Origin of the sequence: Sulfurimonas marina (assembly GCF_014905095.1) — a bacterium.
GTDB classification, from domain to species: Bacteria; Campylobacterota; Campylobacteria; order Campylobacterales; family Sulfurimonadaceae; genus Sulfurimonas; species Sulfurimonas marina.
This window is the reverse complement of the sequence record NZ_CP041165.1, coordinates 1,032,348-1,047,712: the sequence shown is the minus strand read 5'-3', so window position 1 is coordinate 1,047,712 and position 15,365 is coordinate 1,032,348. Positions and strand designations below refer to the sequence as shown.

The window sequence follows — 15,365 nt, the reverse complement described above, 5'->3', positions numbered from 1 at the left end:
TATATAGTTTTAAAAGAAAATTTTTTCCTTAAATAAATAATGTATAAAATAATAAAGCTAGTTTTTTTCCTCAATAATACCTCTTGATCCACTTGGTACAATCTATAAACAATTTTTAAATAAGGACATTATAATGAAACAACTACTCATCACTCTTTTATGTAGTTTATCTCTCTTTGCTTCTGAAGCACTTGTATCTCCTCAGTGGTTACACGATAATCTAAACAAAGAAGATTTACGTATTGTAGAGGTCTCTGATCAGGCTAGTTTTAAAAAACAACACATTAGTGGTGCCGTGCCAACATCTATAAATAAGTGGAGGCTCAACAACGGAACATTTCTTACAATTCGCTCGATCAAAGAGATCCAACAAGAGATCCAAAACCTAGGGATTACTAAAGATACACATGTTGTTCTTTATGCATCTGTAAAAACTCCTAAAGACTACCTAAAAGCTACTTATATCTACTGGGCTATGAACTATGTAGGGCTTACTAACATCTCTTTACTTGACGGTGGTGAAAACAACTGGAGTGCACAAGGTTACGATCTAACAGACAAAGTAGAAAAAGTTCAAAAAAGCAACTTCCAAGCTACTGTTAACCATTCTAAAATAGCAGATATCACATACGTTAAACAACATCTAGGAAAAATTCCTATGATCGATGCAAGACCGAGTGACAAGTATCTTGGAATCACACCGACGGCGACTGTAAAGCGTAACGGGCATATTCAAGGGGCAATGAGTTACTCATGGAACTATTCTGTAAATAAAGACTACACACTTAAATCACAAAAAGCGCTTGACAGACTTTTTAAAGAGGGATATAAACTCGATAAAAATAAAGAGGTTTTAGTATACTGTACAGGCGGGTTAGAGACTTCATACAACTACTTTTTACTCTCAGGTGTACTGGGTTATAAACAAGTTAGACTTTACGATGCTTCAATGAAACAATGGGGTAACCAAGAAGATACTCCTATGAATCAATATATGTACGAAGTTTTCAAATAAAATAGAAAGAGGGATAAACAAATCCCTCTGCATTAAACAAGCTTGCGCTTTGCGATCTCCTCAATGAGTACCGTTGCATAAGAACCCTTCGGCAACGTAAAATTCATCTCATACTGTGCTTCAACAGGATTAAATCTCCCCTCTATATCAGTCGGGTATACCCATGCATAACGGCGTGCACCATCCTCTTTGAGTTCATCATCAAAATCTTTCTCAATCTCACGTGCAAACTGGGATGCTACTTTTACCCTTTTACCAGGTAATAATCCCGTCACACTGATATCTTTTTCATTAAAACGATCTAAGTCATGCGATTCACCGCTAAACTCAAATACTCTTCCATGCGGATAATGTTCCATCAGATCACCGCTTATGAGTTTAAACGGATGTTTTTGTTCCTTCATTTTTTGAAGTTCCTGCTTTGGAAGGTTTAATAGAGTGGAGAGTTCATCCACGCTAAAACTCGATACTAAAGAGTTGATCTCCAGTCTTCTTGAGAGCCACAAGTTAAAAAGGTGTGACTGATATGCATTAATCAGAAGCTTTTTGACACGGGGATTGCGCTCTTTAGCTTCCCCTTTTGCAAGCTTTTCACCTAAAATATGGTTATCCCCGTCATTTCCAAAACGCTGGTAACCAAAGAAGTTAGGAAGACCTTGATTGTCTATATTTTTCAGAGCTTCATCGATCTTTGCCGCACTTGTGGGGTTCACTTTTTTCAAACGAATAAAGAATCTATTCCCTTTTAAGTGCCCTACTCTGATTTTATTGTTATGGTATGTTTTTGAGAGAATTTTAATTGAATCATGCGTGAAATTGTCTAAAGCCTCTTCATACTTCTTATGTAAAGAGATATACTGCTTTGTCATCGCATTTTTATCTTTAAGACCAGCGTAGCCTATCTCTTTGTTTTTTATTCCAAGATATCTTGCAATAATGCCAACCATTTCAGTGGTTGCAAGCCCTTTTTTACGAACATGAAGAACAAGGTGTTCACCCTCGCCGCTAAATTCGTAAAGGGGTATCTCATCAACCACGAAGTCTCGTGGTGACTGCTTAAAGTGAAAATCGATACTAGCGTGTGCCAGTGAATAAAATCTGTCCATATTTTTCCTAGAAATGATGTGCTTTACATCTGTTTGTATATCTGTTTCTTGTCGCTTTTGCAAAAATAGTAAGCTTTGTTCTTGAGAGTTGTGCTAGGCGAACCATCTTTTTTCTGTCTTGTGGAGCGAAACTTACCAACATCTCGTACTCTTCACCGCTACATCCTATACGTTTAGGGATCTGTTTAAAAAAATGTACACCGAGTTTATTGGTAGACGTTAGTTTTTCCAGATCACTGTAAAGTCCGTCAGAGATATCCATACCCGCTTTTAAAACTTTTGAAGATTTTTTTAAAAACTGTTCTCTTAAGTGTATATCTATAAATTTAGATTTTTGGTGAATTCTCCCAAGGTTGAGTAGTTTTTTCAGCTCTTTTGCCGAGTTGCCTAAAACACCCGTATAGGCAAAAAGATAATTGTTTTTTATCCCTTTTCTATATAAGGTACGCTCTACTTCAGATATGATCGTGATCGTAATATCCAGCTTAGTATTGCTGATAGTATCTCCACCTATAATCTCTATACCGTATTGTGCAGCTACCGCTTTAAATCCATCTGCAAGATTTTTCATATCGGCTCTAGTCATGTTTTTTGGCATCGCTATACTTAAAAGTGCATATTTTGGAGTTGCCCCCATTGCCAAAGCATCTGAAATATTTACAAGCATTGCGCGTTTTGCAATGTCATAAAAGCTTAACCATTCTCTTTTATAATGGATATTTTCGAAAAAAGCATCTTTTGAATATACATACTTACCAATTACTGCACCGTCATCTCCAATATGTCTATTGTGAAATTGCGCTATAAAATAATTTTCTAAATTCAAAAAAACTTCTTCATCTTAAGGATATATTAACGTCTGCCGATATAAAATAGGCACGTAGTGATATTATAACATTTTTAGGAAAAAGTATGAAAAGTTCAATTAAAAAAATCTTCAAAAGCTTAAAGACTTACCTTGTCTTTTTATTTTTAATGGTTACAGTCTTAGTTTTATTCGTTTTTGAGCATGATCTTTCAACGCAAAAGATAGATAATCTTCAAAAACAAAAGAGTATTGTTCATAAACTCGCACAGCTTGATAAAAATGATGTAGAGTTGGCACTCATTCAATTTAACGGTAAAAGTACACAACTGCATCAAGATATCGATAAACTGATGATGATCTATAAATATAATGTAACAGAACGTTACCTTCTGGGAAATGCAGGTGAATACAGTGCCGATGTAAACCATCTTTCTAGATTGATAGACAACTTTAACAATGCTGCACACGTATACTATGAAGATATTTTAAAAAATAAAAAGAGCTTAAAACATACAAAAGAGGAGATCGAAGCAAAAGAAACTTTAGACAGCTCTTTAACTGCTGTAACGCAGCATATCAACACAATGCTTTTAAAACATATTGATTACGATGAAACAAAATTTTATGTTATTAAAAATATATCGTTTGGACTTTTTGTTATCGTACTATTCTTCACATTCTTGTATAGAAGTAGACTTACAAAGATCTATAACGACATTGAGTTCTTATATCAAATAGATAAAGATAAAAAAGGATATGAAATCTTCTCAATAGAAGCAGATGCTATTGCCCTTAGAATGAATAGAAAATCTGTAAGCAGTGACAATCCTACTATGCTTGATAAAGTTACAGGTATTAACAACTATAAAGGGATGTTAAACTCATACTCTCATAAAAAAGGTTTAAAAGACAGTAACTTTACTTCTGTAACAGTTTTTGATGTAGATAACTTTTCAAAAACACACAGACCGTATCCACAAGATATTACACAATCTATTTTGAAGAAAGTTGCTTACACTATATCTTTATATGAGCAACCTGTTGATGTAATTGCAAGAACTGATTATAACCAGTACACAATTATCTTGTCTCGCCCGACAAAAGAGCAATGTTATAAAGATGCTGAACTTATCCGTGAAAGTATTGCTGATCTGAGATTTAATGTTCCTGATGTTGGTACGGAACGTATCACTGTTACTGGTGGACATGTAATTAAACCAAACAATACAAACCTTGAAGAAGCTATTAAACAAGCTAAAGAGGTATTAAACTACGCAAAAACAACAGGGAAAAATAAAACGTTCCAAACAAGGGACTTAGCACAAAAAGATGTACATAGAGAAATATCGTAACACATATTTCTTTTTGTGTCCAAAATTGTAACATTCTTCATCTTCTTCGCCATATATCCAACATTTAATCTAGCATAAGTCTTTTTGAGATATAATCAGCATTATTTTAGTTCTTTATACGAAGGAAATTTAATGAGTATTCCTATTTATACTTACGATGCAGTTGTTGTTGGTGCAGGTCTTGCGGGATGTGCAGCAGCGAGAGAACTGCAAAATGCAGGCAAAAAAGTTGCCGTAATTACAAAACTTCACCCTTTAAGAAGTCACTCAGGTGCTGCTCAAGGTGGTGTTAATGCCGCTTTTAGTGATGCAGATAGTGTTGAACTTCATGAGTTCGATACGGTTAAAGGTGCAGACTACTTAGCAGATCAAGATGCTGTTGAGTTTATGTGTAAAAATGCTCCAGAGACTATTCGCTGGGCTGAAAGAATGGGTGCAGCATTTAGCCGTACTGAAGACGGTAAAATTGCTCAAAGACCTTTTGGTGGACAATCTTCACCACGTGCATGTTTTGCAAAAGACAGAACTGGTCTTACATTATTGCAAACTATTTACGAGCAAGCTGACCGTTCAGGCGTTAAGTTCTGGGATGAGTGGTATGCTGCAGACATCATCTATAAAGATGGTAAAGTATCTGGTGTAGTTGCATTTAATATTCGTGATATGCAAATGGCTATCTTCAATGCGAAATCTGTAATGTTCGCAACAGGTGGATATGCTAGATGTTATAAAATCAACTCTAATGCTCATGCAAATACTGGTGACGGTCTTTCAATCGTAGCTCGTCACGGTATTCCTCTAGAAGATATGGAGTTCGTACAGTTCCACCCATCTGGTCTTTCTGGAAACGGTGTTTTAATCTCTGAAGCTGCTCGTGGTGAAGGTGGACGCCTTTTCAACTCTAAGGGTGAGCGTTTCATGGAGAAATATGCTCCAAACGCATTAGAACTTGCTTCACGTGATGTTGTATCTCGTGCTATCTTAAACGAGATTAGAGAAGGTCGCGGTGTTGGACCAAGAAAAGATGCTGTGTATCTAGATGTAACACACTTAGGTAAAGATCTTATTATGCAAAAACTTCCTGAGCTTCGTGAACTTGCTATCACATTCTTAGGTTTAGATATGATCAAAGAGCCTATCTTAATCTCTGCTACTGCTCACTATTCTATGGGTGGTATTCCGGTAAATATTGCTGGTAACGTTCGTAAAAACAATGATGAGCTTATCGAAGGTTTCTATGCAGCTGGTGAGTGTTCTTGTGTATCTGTTCACGGTGCAAACCGTCTTGGTGCAAACTCTGTTCTTGAAGCGTTACTATTTGGTCGTTTTGTTGGTAAAACAATGGTTGAAGAGATCGATAACATTGAACTTCGCCCAGCTTCTGAAGATGATGCTGCTACTGCATTAGCAGAAGTTGATTTCATCATTAACAATAACGGTGACGAAACAGTTACTCAAATTCGTGAAGAACTGCAACAAGCTATGACTGCAAATGCTGGTGCATTTAGAACTGAAGAGACTATCAAACTTGCTATTGAAAAAGTAAAAGAACTAAGAGCAAGATTTAAAAATATTCGTATAAAAGACAAATCAAAAGTATTCAACACTGAGCTTCAAGAAGCTATCGAGCTTGGTCACATGTTAGACTACTCACTATTTATCGTTGAATCTGCACTTCCTCGTAAAGAGAGCCGTGGTGCACACTATAGAGAAGATTTCCAAGAGCGTGATGATCAAGATTGGTTAAAACACACAATGGCATATATGGACAAAGATGGTAACATCTCATTAGACTATATGGATGTTGTTCTTGGCAAACATGAACTAAAAGCAAGAAACTACTAAGGATAACCTATGGAACATACAATTACTACACAAAAAGTAAAGTTTAAAGTATTCCGCTTCAATGCTGAAGAGGATTACCTTCCATATTATGATGATTATGAGATGGAAGTAACTTCTGAAGAGGTTGTTTTAGATATTTTAAACAGAATCAAATGGGATCATGACGGAAGTTTCTCTTATAGAAGATCTTGCCGTCACGGTATCTGTGGTGCTTGTGCTATTAAAGTAAACGGTCGCTCAACTCTTGCTTGTAAAGAAAGTATGAACGATATGGTAGAGCTTTTCGGTAACGAATTAGTTCTTGAGCCACTTAGCAAAAAACGTTCTGTAAAAGATATGATCATTGACAAGTCTGATTTCTGGGAGAAACATGCTGCTGTACAACCTTATGTTGTTACAGATGTAGATGAAGCTCCAGAGATGGAAAACCTTGTATCTCCAGAAGATGCAGAAGCTCTTGATGAAGCTGACCTTTGTATCCAATGTGGTGCATGTCACTACGCATGTCCTGCTGTTGAAGTAAATGATGACTTCTTTGGACCTGCTGCATTTGCTGCTGCATATAGATTTGAAGCTGATGTTCGTGATGAGTCTGAAACAAGACTTATGGATGTTAACCAAATGGGTCAAGGTGTTTGGGACTGTGTTAAATGTTTCGAATGTAGAGAGGTTTGTCCTAAAGAGATCGATCCAATCGGTAAAATCACTAAACTTCACCAAAAACTTTTCCAAGAAGGGAAAGCAGAGTCTAACGTTGCTACACGTCACGCTGTTGGATTTATCCACTCAATCGCAAAACGCGGTGTACTTGATGAAGGTGGCTTAGTACTTTACTCTGAAGGTCCGGCAATCGTTAAACATATGCCAGTAGCATTCAAAATGTTTACAAAAGGTAAAATCCCTATGCCGTGGCAATTACCGAAATCAGATAATATGGATGAGATTAAAACACTTGTGAAATCATCTACAACTGCGAAGTTTTAGGAGACAATAATATGGAAAAATTAAGATATGCACTTTTTACTGGTTGTACTGCTAAACAAAGTACGCCAGAGCAAATGATGTCAACTCTTGCTGTTGCAGACAAACTTGGAATAGAACTAGTTGAATTAACAGAAGCTTCTTGTTGTGGAGCTTCTCACTTACAAGATTACGATGAATTTTTATCTTTAGTATTAAACGCTAGAAATATCGCATATGCTGAAAAACACGGTCTTACAATGGTTACTATATGTAATACGTGTCAATTAAACACAGCTATGACAAAACATAAACTAGATAATGATGCTGATCTTAAAGCTAAAGTAAATGAGAAGCTTGCTGAAGTTGGTTTAGAGTACAAAGGTACATCTCAAATCACTCACTTCCTATATGCTATCATTGATGACTTTGGTCTAGATAAAATTAAAGAGATGGTTGTTACACCACTTAGCCAATTTAACATTGCACCTTTCTATGGATGTCACAATATCCGTCCATCAGAGCTTCAAAACGAGACTCACAAGTCTCCTGAATCAGCATACCGCCCTACTTCATTAGATGACTTAATCATCGCATGTGGTGGTCAAAATGTTGATTATGAAGAGAAAAACAAATGTTGTGGTTTCCACGTTGAGCTTCAAGCTCCAAAAACTGCAGCTATCTTAACTGGTAATGCAATTGCCGGTGCTATGGACAACGATGCTGACTGGATGGTAACTCCATGTCCATTATGTCACTTAAAACTAGATACTCAGACTCACCACGCTTCTGAAGCTATCGGTCGTGAAGTTCAACTTCCGGTACTTCATATGCAACAAATGGTAGGTCTTGCTCTTGGTTGTACTCCGGCTGAGCTTGGTTTAAAACACCACGTTGCTAAAGTAGACTTTGTATAGAAGTCCACTACTTTAATTACTAAAGGATTTTTCCTTTAGTAAACCCCTTTTCTTTTTTCTCTCTTACTTCAAACTCAAAGGTTATAAATGTCAGATTCAATCGAAATAATCTCATGGAATGTCAACGGTATTCGTGCTATAGCAAATAAAGAAGCATTCAAATGGATCGACGATCGTCATCCCGATATATTATGTCTGCAAGAGATCAAAGCACTTGAAGAACAAATACCTGAGAATCTGTTTGAAAAATCTTACTTAGAACGCCATATCAACTCTGCAGAGAAAAAAGGTTACAGCGGTACTGCAACGTTCTCTACACTTGCAAGTGAATCGACATCTACATGTCCGGATATCGATCTATTAAACGAAGGGCGTATTATTGAAAACCATTTTGGTGATATTGTCCTTTTTAACGTCTATTTTCCAAATGGGCAAAAAGATGAGGATCGTTTGAACTATAAAATGGAATTCTACGATCGTTTTTTAGAGCATTGTGAAACCCTAAGAGAAGAAGGGAAAAGCATTATTATCTGTGGGGATGTAAATACTGCCCACCGCGAGATAGATCTTAAAAATCCAAAAGCGAACTCAAAAACATCAGGTTTCCTGCCAATCGAACGTGCATGGATCGACAAACTGCTAGATCACGGCTATATAGATACATTTAGATATGTAAACGGCGATGAAGCCGATCGTTACAGCTGGTGGTCATACCGTTTCAGTGCAAGAGTTAAAAATGTCGGCTGGAGAATAGACTACTTTTTTATCTCTGAAGACCTAGCCGAAAACCTTGAGGATGCTTTTATACTCGATCATATAGAAGGCTCCGATCACTGCCCTGTCGGGATTAAAATAGCTCTTTAACACCTTCTATATCATTTAAATTAACATTTTTAGTGTTCATTTATTTAGCTAATGTCAAGCTAATCTATATATAATGTTTGTTGAATAAATAGTTAGAACTCAAGGGAGAAGCTAGTGACCAACATCGAAATATTTAGGGCTCTTTCCGGCCTCGTGTTTGCCAAAGCATATAACAGCTTCCCACTGAAGGTTTCTATTAACCCAAGTGAGCTTGCCCTACAACTTGGTGACAAGTATTGGGAAGAGTCGCAACATCAAATTTCCAAAAGCCAATTTGAATATATCCGTGAACGAAGCCCTGCAGGCTTAGCAAAACCAACTATTCAGTGGCTCATTGATGCCGGTTTTCTCGACTACGAAAGATTTGAGGATAACAAATTTATTGGTATTTGCCTCACTGCAAAAGGATTAGAGTCTATTGAATCAAATGAATCAGGTGGTGAGCGTCTGCTTAATGCCTTAACAGACCTTGCCAAGGACGAGTTAAAAGATCAAGCTCGGAGTCAGTTATCAAAGGTATTTTCTGAGGCACTTTCATGGAGTATTTCAAATGCACCTACCATCATCAGTAATCTATCAAGGATGAGTGCAAATTGATTTCTAACAAATCATTGGAGCTAATAAAAAACACACAATGCAAATTATCTAAAATTTGTGTACAATAAACAGATATGCTTTTAAAGGATATCTATCTATGCATGTTATCACTCTTATAAACGGTTCATTAAGTTCTCAAACCTCTTCTATATATGCCCTGCACTATGCCAAACAATTAAATCTTCCTCTTTATATTCTTCATGTCAAAGGGAAAGACTCTCTTGAAGAGGTACAAAAAAGTGCCGATGATCTGTTTGCTTTAGCGCAAGAGAAAGATGTAGAATCTACTTTTACGGTTTTTGATACACTTGAGGAACTTACAACCTTTATAGAACAAAAAGATATAGATATGATCTTTTGCTCCACACGGTACAGACATGCACTCTTTGACCCCTCCTTCGTTCAAACACTCATCCATAAAAAACTAAAAGTAGATTTTGCGATTGTAAAGGTGTTAAACACAGGCTATGCAAATCGTGTAGAAAATGTCGTCTTACCGATCAGAAGCTCAAAACTCTCAGTAAAAAAATTCACTCTATTTTCCACATTCGTCTTAGCATACAATGCAAAAGCGGAGATCTACTCTATAGATAAAATATACAAATCAAGTTTTTTTGAAAAGAAAGAAACAACACGCTTGAAAGAGCTCATATTTCATCTCAGACACTATTTCAGACTTGCCAATATGCTTAACTTTAAATTATCTCTCAAGCATGACTTTGCTTACGGTGAGGGAGAGATGGTTCGTTCCCATATTGGCCGAAACAGATTTGATTTGACAATTGTAGGAGCACATACTAGCTCAAGTTTTTTCTTTTCCCATCCGATCGATACCTTATTTGAAGACCCGCTAATAAACACCGTCTATTTTATCCCCTATGAAGAAAAGTGATGTTACCTTTTAAGCTCTCACATGAAACACTTCTGCATCAGTTCAGAACACAGAGAGAAGGACTTAGCAGTTCTGAGGTTTCAAAAAGGCTTAATGAGTTTGGCAAAAATCTTATAAAAACAAAGAAAGAGAAAAACTATGTTCATGAATATTTTAAACAATATATAGAGTTTTTCCCTATCTTACTTGAGCTTGCAGGTATACTCGCTTTTGTTGCCCACCATTACCAGCCTAATGAAGGAAACAATATTTTAGGCTTTGCAATCTTTGGTGCAGTCTTTATAAATGCCACTTTTACCTTTTGGCAGAACTTCAAAGCCGATAAAGCGATGGAAGCGTTGCTCAAACTGATGCCCACAATTATAAAAGTCAGACGAGAAGGTACATTACAGGAGATTGATGCAAGTGAGATCGTACCCGGAGATATTATAGTTTTAGAAGAAGGTGACAAGATAGCAGCCGATGCGGTACTTCTTGAAGCTTCTGAACTCTATATAAATACATCTTCACTTAACGGAGAGTCAAAACCCTCAAAAAGAGAACTCCATCCCAATACCGATGCAAACCGTGCGATTGAAGCAAAAAACATGGTTTTTGCAGGTACGAGCGTTGTCAGCGGAAGCGGTGAAGCGGTAGTGATCTCTACAGCAATGGCAACCGAGTTTGGAAAGATAGCAACGATGACGGGGACTATTGAAAAAGGACTCACACCTCTTGAAAAAGAGGTGATAAATATGACCAAAATCTTAACGGCATTAGCCCTGTTTGCAGGAGTCATATTTTTTATTCTCGGAGTATTTTCAGATAAGGGGATTTTAATAGCAGCTATTTTTGCCCTCTCTTTGATCGTTGCTAACGTTCCTGAAGGACTTTTACCAACTATTACCCTTTCTCTCTCTTTAGCTTCACAGCGTATGGCAAGGCGCAATGCTCTTATTAAAAACCTCGCATCTGTACAAACACTTGGAAGTGTTACAACTATCTGTACAGATAAAACCGGAACTTTAACGAAAAACGAGATGACCCTGCAGGAGATCTATCTAACAAGCGGTGAAGAGATCTCTATCAGCGGCAGCGGTTATACTACCCAAGGGGACTTTACAATCATAAATGAAAAAGAGAACTCCAAAGAGATTTTAAAAGATTTTCTAGAGGCCTGCTGGTTTAACTCGCGTGCTACCATAGAGGAAGATCAACCTATAGGCGATCCGACGGAACTTGCACTTGTAGTAGCTGCACACAAATATAACCTCACATACAGATTTAATAAAATGGCAGAAAACCCTTTTACAAGTGAGCGAAAAATGATGTCCACTTTTGGGCAAGTCGACTCAAAAGAGCTTCTTTTTGTTAAGGGGGCTGCGGAGATTGTTTTTGAAAAATGTTCCCACTACAAAAGCAGTGACGGAGTGAAGCCATTTGATCAAAATGCTCAACAAGTAATGGAGCAAGCTTTAGAGAAGTTTGAAAACAAAGCTTACAGAGTTTTAGCTATTGCCATCAACGACAAAAACGATGAAGAGAACTTGACTCTTTTGGGTTTAAGTGCCATCATGGACGTTGCACGTCCTGAAGTAAAAGAGGCACTTGAGACCTGTTACAGTGCAGGGATTCGAACCATTATGATCACAGGAGACAATCCAAATACGGCTGCAGCTATTGCAAAACAGATAGGTTTACGTTTTGACGGGGTTATAAGTGGAGATGAGGCAGCAAAACTCAGCCATAAAGAGCTTCAAAAGCTGCTTCTGGAAAAAACATATATTTTTGCCAGAATGGCGAGTAATCAAAAACTAAAAGTAGCAGATGCTCTTCAGGCAAACGGTGAAGTGGTTGCTATGACGGGTGACGGCGTCAACGATGCACCCGTGCTTAAGAGAGCCGATATCGGCATATCTATGGGAAGTGGAACCGATGTAGCCAAAGAAGCAAGCGATATGGTTTTACTCGATGATAATTTTAACTCGATCGTAGCAGCCATTGAGGAGGGACGAACTGTTTATTTTAATATTAAAAAGTTTGTTACCTACATCCTCTCTTCCAATGTTCCCGAGATCGTCCCTTATATTCTCTCCTTTTTTCTAAAAATTCCAAACCCTTTATCGGTTATACAAATTCTCTCCATCGATCTCGGTTCAGATATGCTTCCGGGACTAGCACTTGGAAGTGAAAAGCCTGAAAAAAACATTATGAAACGTCCACCTGTCGGGAAAAATGAGAAAATATTGGACTGGGAAGTATTTAAACGCGGTTACTTTTTTGTAGGTATCATCGAAGCGAGTGCCGCTATGTTTGCCTTTATTACTTTTTTACTTGCCCACGGTTGGCAATACGGAGAGGTGCATTTAAACGATCCAGTGTTTCATGCTCAGGCGATGACGATGACTCTTCTTGGAGCGGTAACGAGCCAGCTGGCTAATGTATGGACTATGAGGAGTTGGGATTTTAATATTTGGAGTATGAGTTTAACTTCAAACAAGATGCTGATCTTTTCTAATGTTGCAGTTTTTGTATGGATATGGGCGATGCTCAATGTTACAGCGATACAAAAAATCTTTAACACTGCATATATACCGCTTGCCGATTTATGGATCCTTGTACCCTTTCCCCTACTCGTCCTTATCTCTCATGAAACCTACAAATATGTAAAATTAAGAAAAACACAACTTACTTCTGTAAGCTAATTATTATTTAGTATGAAATATCATAGTAGATGGCAAATAATAAAATAGATATTTTCATAGGTGACATCACAACACTCGATACCGATGCAATAGTGAATGCTGCAAACTCCTCTTTGCTTGGTGGCGGAGGCGTTGACGGGGCTATCCATAGAGCAGGAGGCTCGGAGATACTTCAAGCGTGTAAAGCGATAAGAGATACAGAGTATCCAAACGGTCTTGCGACCGGTGAAGCGGTAATAACAACGGCGGGTCGTTTAAAAGCAAACTATGTAATCCATACCGTCGGACCAATCTACGGTAATGATGCAGATCCAAAACAATCATTAAGCGCTTGCTATAGAAACTCTTTACTCCTTGCCGATAGCTATAAATGCACATCTATTGCATTTCCTGCAATCTCTACAGGTATATACGGTTATCCGAAAAAAGAAGCTGCTGAGATAGCATATGTGACGGTGGCTGAAGTGTTAGAAAAATGTCGTTATATTAGAAATGTAGTATTTGTTTTCCATAAAGTTGAAGATTCTCTCTATTTGAAAAGTTTGTTAAAATAACAAGCGTGTAAGAGAAACTATCTGTTTGTTCTTACACATATCGTAGCATACTCTTCACACTTGTCACTGTTGGAGATAAATCCATTACCGCTATAAACGGTAATAGCATTATAATGGTCTTTGGGATCATCATCTGAACTCCAAAAGACATTATGCTTCATATGTTTAAAAGTTTGTTTCAGTTCATTGTCTTTAGATAACTCTACTAATTCCCATTTGGTAGGTAATCTCCAGTTGTCATACCCACCTAGAGTTAACTGCGAACAATGACTTCTAGCCATTTTCCAAATATCTATAACTTTTTCATCACTATCCTGCCACATCAAGTCATGCTTTTTGTCCACTACATAACTCTCTTGTGCACTCATAGCAATAGCGCTAAATAGAAGGAAAACGGCCGCAAACTTTTTCAACATACTTTTTACTCTCCTAAACCGAAAACATTTGAAAGTGTATTGATATAATTAAAATACCCTACTATAGCAACAGCCTCGATCACCTCATTTTTACTCCAGCCAAGCTGAAACAGTTTCTCAAGGTCTTCTTGTTGCATTTTGTAGTTGTCTTTTTTAGAAGCTCTTACACAAAAATGTAATAAATCTTTCTCTTTCTGATCAACAGGCATAGTGTCGATGCCATTTAAAACAGCTTCAATCTTCTCTTCACTCACACCCAACATTTTTGCGATGTTTTTATGAACTCCGACGCACATTTTACAACTATTTTCTTGAGAGATAAGTAGTGCGATAGCCTCTTTAACGTCATAACTTAAATATGTTTCATCTAAAAGGTACCCCTGCACCATTGCATCTGTCGCAAAATAGATCTTTTCATCTATTGCTAGAAGTTTGAAGATTTCACCTAAGCTTCCTGTTTTTTCTAAAATAGGTCTTGCTTTGTCTTGAATCTTAGGACTCATATCTTCAAATTCCGGTAAATCTATATAAGACATTTTTCTCCTTTCAAATCATTTTCAAATAAAAAGTGTCAAGTTACACTTAACGATAAAATTATATGCTATAATTCTTAACTTTTATTTAAAGGCGATGTATGGAGTATAAGATCTCTGAAGTGGTTGCAAAAACCAATGTTCCTAAATCAACTATTTTATATTATATTAAAGAGGGTTTACTTCCCGAAGCAAAAAAGATTAAAGCTAATGTACATAAATATAACGATGAACATATAGAACTGATCAAATACATTAAATATATGCAAGAGAGCATGGGAAGCTCAATAGAAGAGATTAAACTAGCCCTAGAGAAGAAAAACGACTCATTCTCAGGTTCATACACTATGCTAGCACCCCTTATGAGTACACTTAGCGGTGACAATGGGCTTGAGCACTACACAAAACAAGACTTCATAGAAAACTTTGAAATTGATACAGAGTTATTAAATAAATTATTGGCTGACGGTATCGTTATTCCTGCTCAGGAAGATAGTTTTACAAAAAAAGATGCCTCAATCATAACACTGGCTGAATACTTCTTAGAAGTTGGTTTAGATTACGAGATCTTAAAAGAGTATATAAAACATGCTAAAGAGATAGCAAAACTTGAACAAAAGATGCAAAAAACTCTCTGTAATATAAAAACTGAGGAGAACTTCTCTTTGTTGTGGAAAATTATGTTTGAGACACTCTTTAATGCAAAAGAGTATATCTTTAACCGTTCGACGTATGAATTTTTAAGAGAAGCTCTTAAAGAAGAGATCGAAACCAATAAGTAGATAACTGATAGTTTTGTACAGTTATTACATATTGAGTTTA

At 37.0% G+C, this 15,365-nt stretch carries 15 protein-coding genes; 11 read left to right on the top strand and 4 right to left on the bottom strand.

The window, feature by feature from the left end; translation table 11 throughout:
* Positions 1 to 133 precede the first annotated feature (133 nt).
* On the top strand, positions 134 to 1,015 hold the full coding sequence (locus FJR03_RS05405; RefSeq protein ID WP_193114624.1) for a sulfurtransferase: 882 nt from the start codon (positions 134 to 136) through the stop codon (positions 1,013 to 1,015).
* 32 nt (positions 1,016 to 1,047) lie between these two features.
* Here FJR03_RS05405 and truD read toward each other — a convergent pair whose 3' ends face one another.
* Together truD and FJR03_RS05395 are read right to left on the bottom strand one after the other, a co-directional pair.
* Positions 1,048 to 2,121 (bottom strand): tRNA pseudouridine(13) synthase TruD, encoded by a 1,074-nt coding sequence (gene truD / locus FJR03_RS05400; protein WP_193114623.1) that lies wholly within the window; start codon positions 2,119 to 2,121, stop codon positions 1,048 to 1,050.
* Positions 2,122 to 2,128: 7 nt separating this feature from the next.
* Positions 2,129 to 2,947: a thiamine-phosphate kinase gene (locus tag FJR03_RS05395; RefSeq protein WP_193114622.1), complete on the bottom strand. Its 819-nt coding sequence runs from the start codon at positions 2,945 to 2,947 to the stop codon at positions 2,129 to 2,131.
* Between the two features lie 86 nt (positions 2,948 to 3,033).
* On the opposite strand from FJR03_RS05395, the gene FJR03_RS05390 reads away from it, so the two are divergent.
* The 9 genes from FJR03_RS05390 (at position 3,034) to FJR03_RS05350 (ending at position 13,594) form a co-directional block, all read left to right on the top strand.
* Positions 3,034 to 4,281: a diguanylate cyclase domain-containing protein gene (locus tag FJR03_RS05390; protein WP_193114621.1), complete on the top strand. Its 1,248-nt coding sequence runs from the start codon at positions 3,034 to 3,036 to the stop codon at positions 4,279 to 4,281.
* Between the two features lie 132 nt (positions 4,282 to 4,413).
* Entirely contained in the window at positions 4,414 to 6,126 is a 1,713-nt protein-coding gene (sdhA, locus tag FJR03_RS05385; protein ID WP_193114620.1) for a succinate dehydrogenase flavoprotein subunit, read from the top strand.
* A gap of 9 nt (positions 6,127 to 6,135) precedes the next feature.
* Positions 6,136 to 7,110 carry a succinate dehydrogenase/fumarate reductase iron-sulfur subunit gene (locus FJR03_RS05380; RefSeq protein WP_193114619.1) on the top strand — a complete coding sequence of 325 codons (975 nt, stop codon included), beginning with the start codon at positions 6,136 to 6,138 and terminating at the stop codon, positions 7,108 to 7,110.
* Between the two features lie 11 nt (positions 7,111 to 7,121).
* Complete coding sequence (locus tag FJR03_RS05375) at positions 7,122 to 8,003, top strand: CoB--CoM heterodisulfide reductase iron-sulfur subunit B family protein (RefSeq protein ID WP_193114618.1); 882 nt, start codon at positions 7,122 to 7,124, stop codon at positions 8,001 to 8,003.
* 87 nt (positions 8,004 to 8,090) lie between these two features.
* Positions 8,091 to 8,867: an exodeoxyribonuclease III gene (locus FJR03_RS05370; RefSeq protein WP_193114617.1), complete on the top strand. Its 777-nt coding sequence runs from the start codon at positions 8,091 to 8,093 to the stop codon at positions 8,865 to 8,867.
* 114 nt (positions 8,868 to 8,981) lie between these two features.
* Entirely contained in the window at positions 8,982 to 9,464 is a 483-nt protein-coding gene (locus tag FJR03_RS05365; protein ID WP_193114616.1) for a hypothetical protein, read from the top strand.
* Between the two features lie 97 nt (positions 9,465 to 9,561).
* The gene (locus FJR03_RS05360; RefSeq protein WP_193114615.1) at positions 9,562 to 10,356 is read left to right on the top strand and encodes a universal stress protein; all 795 of its coding nucleotides are present in this window, start codon (positions 9,562 to 9,564) and stop codon (positions 10,354 to 10,356) included.
* A complete protein-coding gene (locus tag FJR03_RS05355; RefSeq protein ID WP_193114614.1) occupies positions 10,356 to 13,040 on the top strand; it encodes a cation-translocating P-type ATPase in 2,685 nt (894 codons plus the stop codon). The genes FJR03_RS05360 and FJR03_RS05355 overlap by 1 nt, the downstream gene beginning before the upstream one ends.
* A 29-nt stretch (positions 13,041 to 13,069) precedes the next feature.
* The gene (locus FJR03_RS05350) at positions 13,070 to 13,594 is read left to right on the top strand and encodes an O-acetyl-ADP-ribose deacetylase (RefSeq protein ID WP_193114613.1); all 525 of its coding nucleotides are present in this window, start codon (positions 13,070 to 13,072) and stop codon (positions 13,592 to 13,594) included.
* A 17-nt stretch (positions 13,595 to 13,611) separates the two neighbouring features.
* Here FJR03_RS05350 and FJR03_RS05345 read toward each other — a convergent pair whose 3' ends face one another.
* Entirely contained in the window at positions 13,612 to 14,010 is a 399-nt protein-coding gene (locus FJR03_RS05345) for an Lcl C-terminal domain-containing protein (RefSeq protein WP_193114612.1), read from the bottom strand.
* 5 nt (positions 14,011 to 14,015) lie between these two features.
* Positions 14,016 to 14,546, bottom strand: coding sequence for a carboxymuconolactone decarboxylase family protein (locus FJR03_RS05340; RefSeq protein ID WP_193114611.1), 531 nt, complete (start codon positions 14,544 to 14,546; stop codon positions 14,016 to 14,018).
* 98 nt (positions 14,547 to 14,644) lie between these two features.
* Here FJR03_RS05340 and FJR03_RS05335 point away from each other — a divergent pair, with 98 nt between their 5' ends.
* Positions 14,645 to 15,325, top strand: coding sequence for a MerR family transcriptional regulator (locus FJR03_RS05335; protein ID WP_193114610.1), 681 nt, complete (start codon positions 14,645 to 14,647; stop codon positions 15,323 to 15,325).
* Positions 15,326 to 15,365 lie beyond the last annotated feature (40 nt).

Excerpts from the sequence above, each read along its gene's own strand:
- FJR03_RS05355 (WP_193114614.1), top strand. The coding sequence starts at position 10,356 with ATGTTACCTTTTAAGCTCTCACATGAAACACTTCTGCATCAGTTCAGA.
- FJR03_RS05340 (WP_193114611.1), bottom strand. The coding sequence starts at position 14,546 with ATGTCTTATATAGATTTACCGGAATTTGAAGATATGAGTCCTAAGATT.
- FJR03_RS05405 (WP_193114624.1), top strand. The coding sequence starts at position 134 with ATGAAACAACTACTCATCACTCTTTTATGTAGTTTATCTCTCTTTGCT.
- FJR03_RS05360 (WP_193114615.1), top strand. The coding sequence starts at position 9,562 with ATGCATGTTATCACTCTTATAAACGGTTCATTAAGTTCTCAAACCTCT.
- sdhA (WP_193114620.1), top strand. The coding sequence starts at position 4,414 with ATGAGTATTCCTATTTATACTTACGATGCAGTTGTTGTTGGTGCAGGT.
- FJR03_RS05335 (WP_193114610.1), top strand. The coding sequence starts at position 14,645 with ATGGAGTATAAGATCTCTGAAGTGGTTGCAAAAACCAATGTTCCTAAA.
- FJR03_RS05345 (WP_193114612.1), bottom strand. The coding sequence starts at position 14,010 with ATGTTGAAAAAGTTTGCGGCCGTTTTCCTTCTATTTAGCGCTATTGCT.
- FJR03_RS05380 (WP_193114619.1), top strand. The coding sequence starts at position 6,136 with ATGGAACATACAATTACTACACAAAAAGTAAAGTTTAAAGTATTCCGC.
- truD (WP_193114623.1), bottom strand. The coding sequence starts at position 2,121 with ATGGACAGATTTTATTCACTGGCACACGCTAGTATCGATTTTCACTTT.
- FJR03_RS05390 (WP_193114621.1), top strand. The coding sequence starts at position 3,034 with ATGAAAAGTTCAATTAAAAAAATCTTCAAAAGCTTAAAGACTTACCTT.
- FJR03_RS05350 (WP_193114613.1), top strand. The coding sequence starts at position 13,070 with ATGGCAAATAATAAAATAGATATTTTCATAGGTGACATCACAACACTC.
- FJR03_RS05370 (WP_193114617.1), top strand. The coding sequence starts at position 8,091 with ATGTCAGATTCAATCGAAATAATCTCATGGAATGTCAACGGTATTCGT.
- FJR03_RS05375 (WP_193114618.1), top strand. The coding sequence starts at position 7,122 with ATGGAAAAATTAAGATATGCACTTTTTACTGGTTGTACTGCTAAACAA.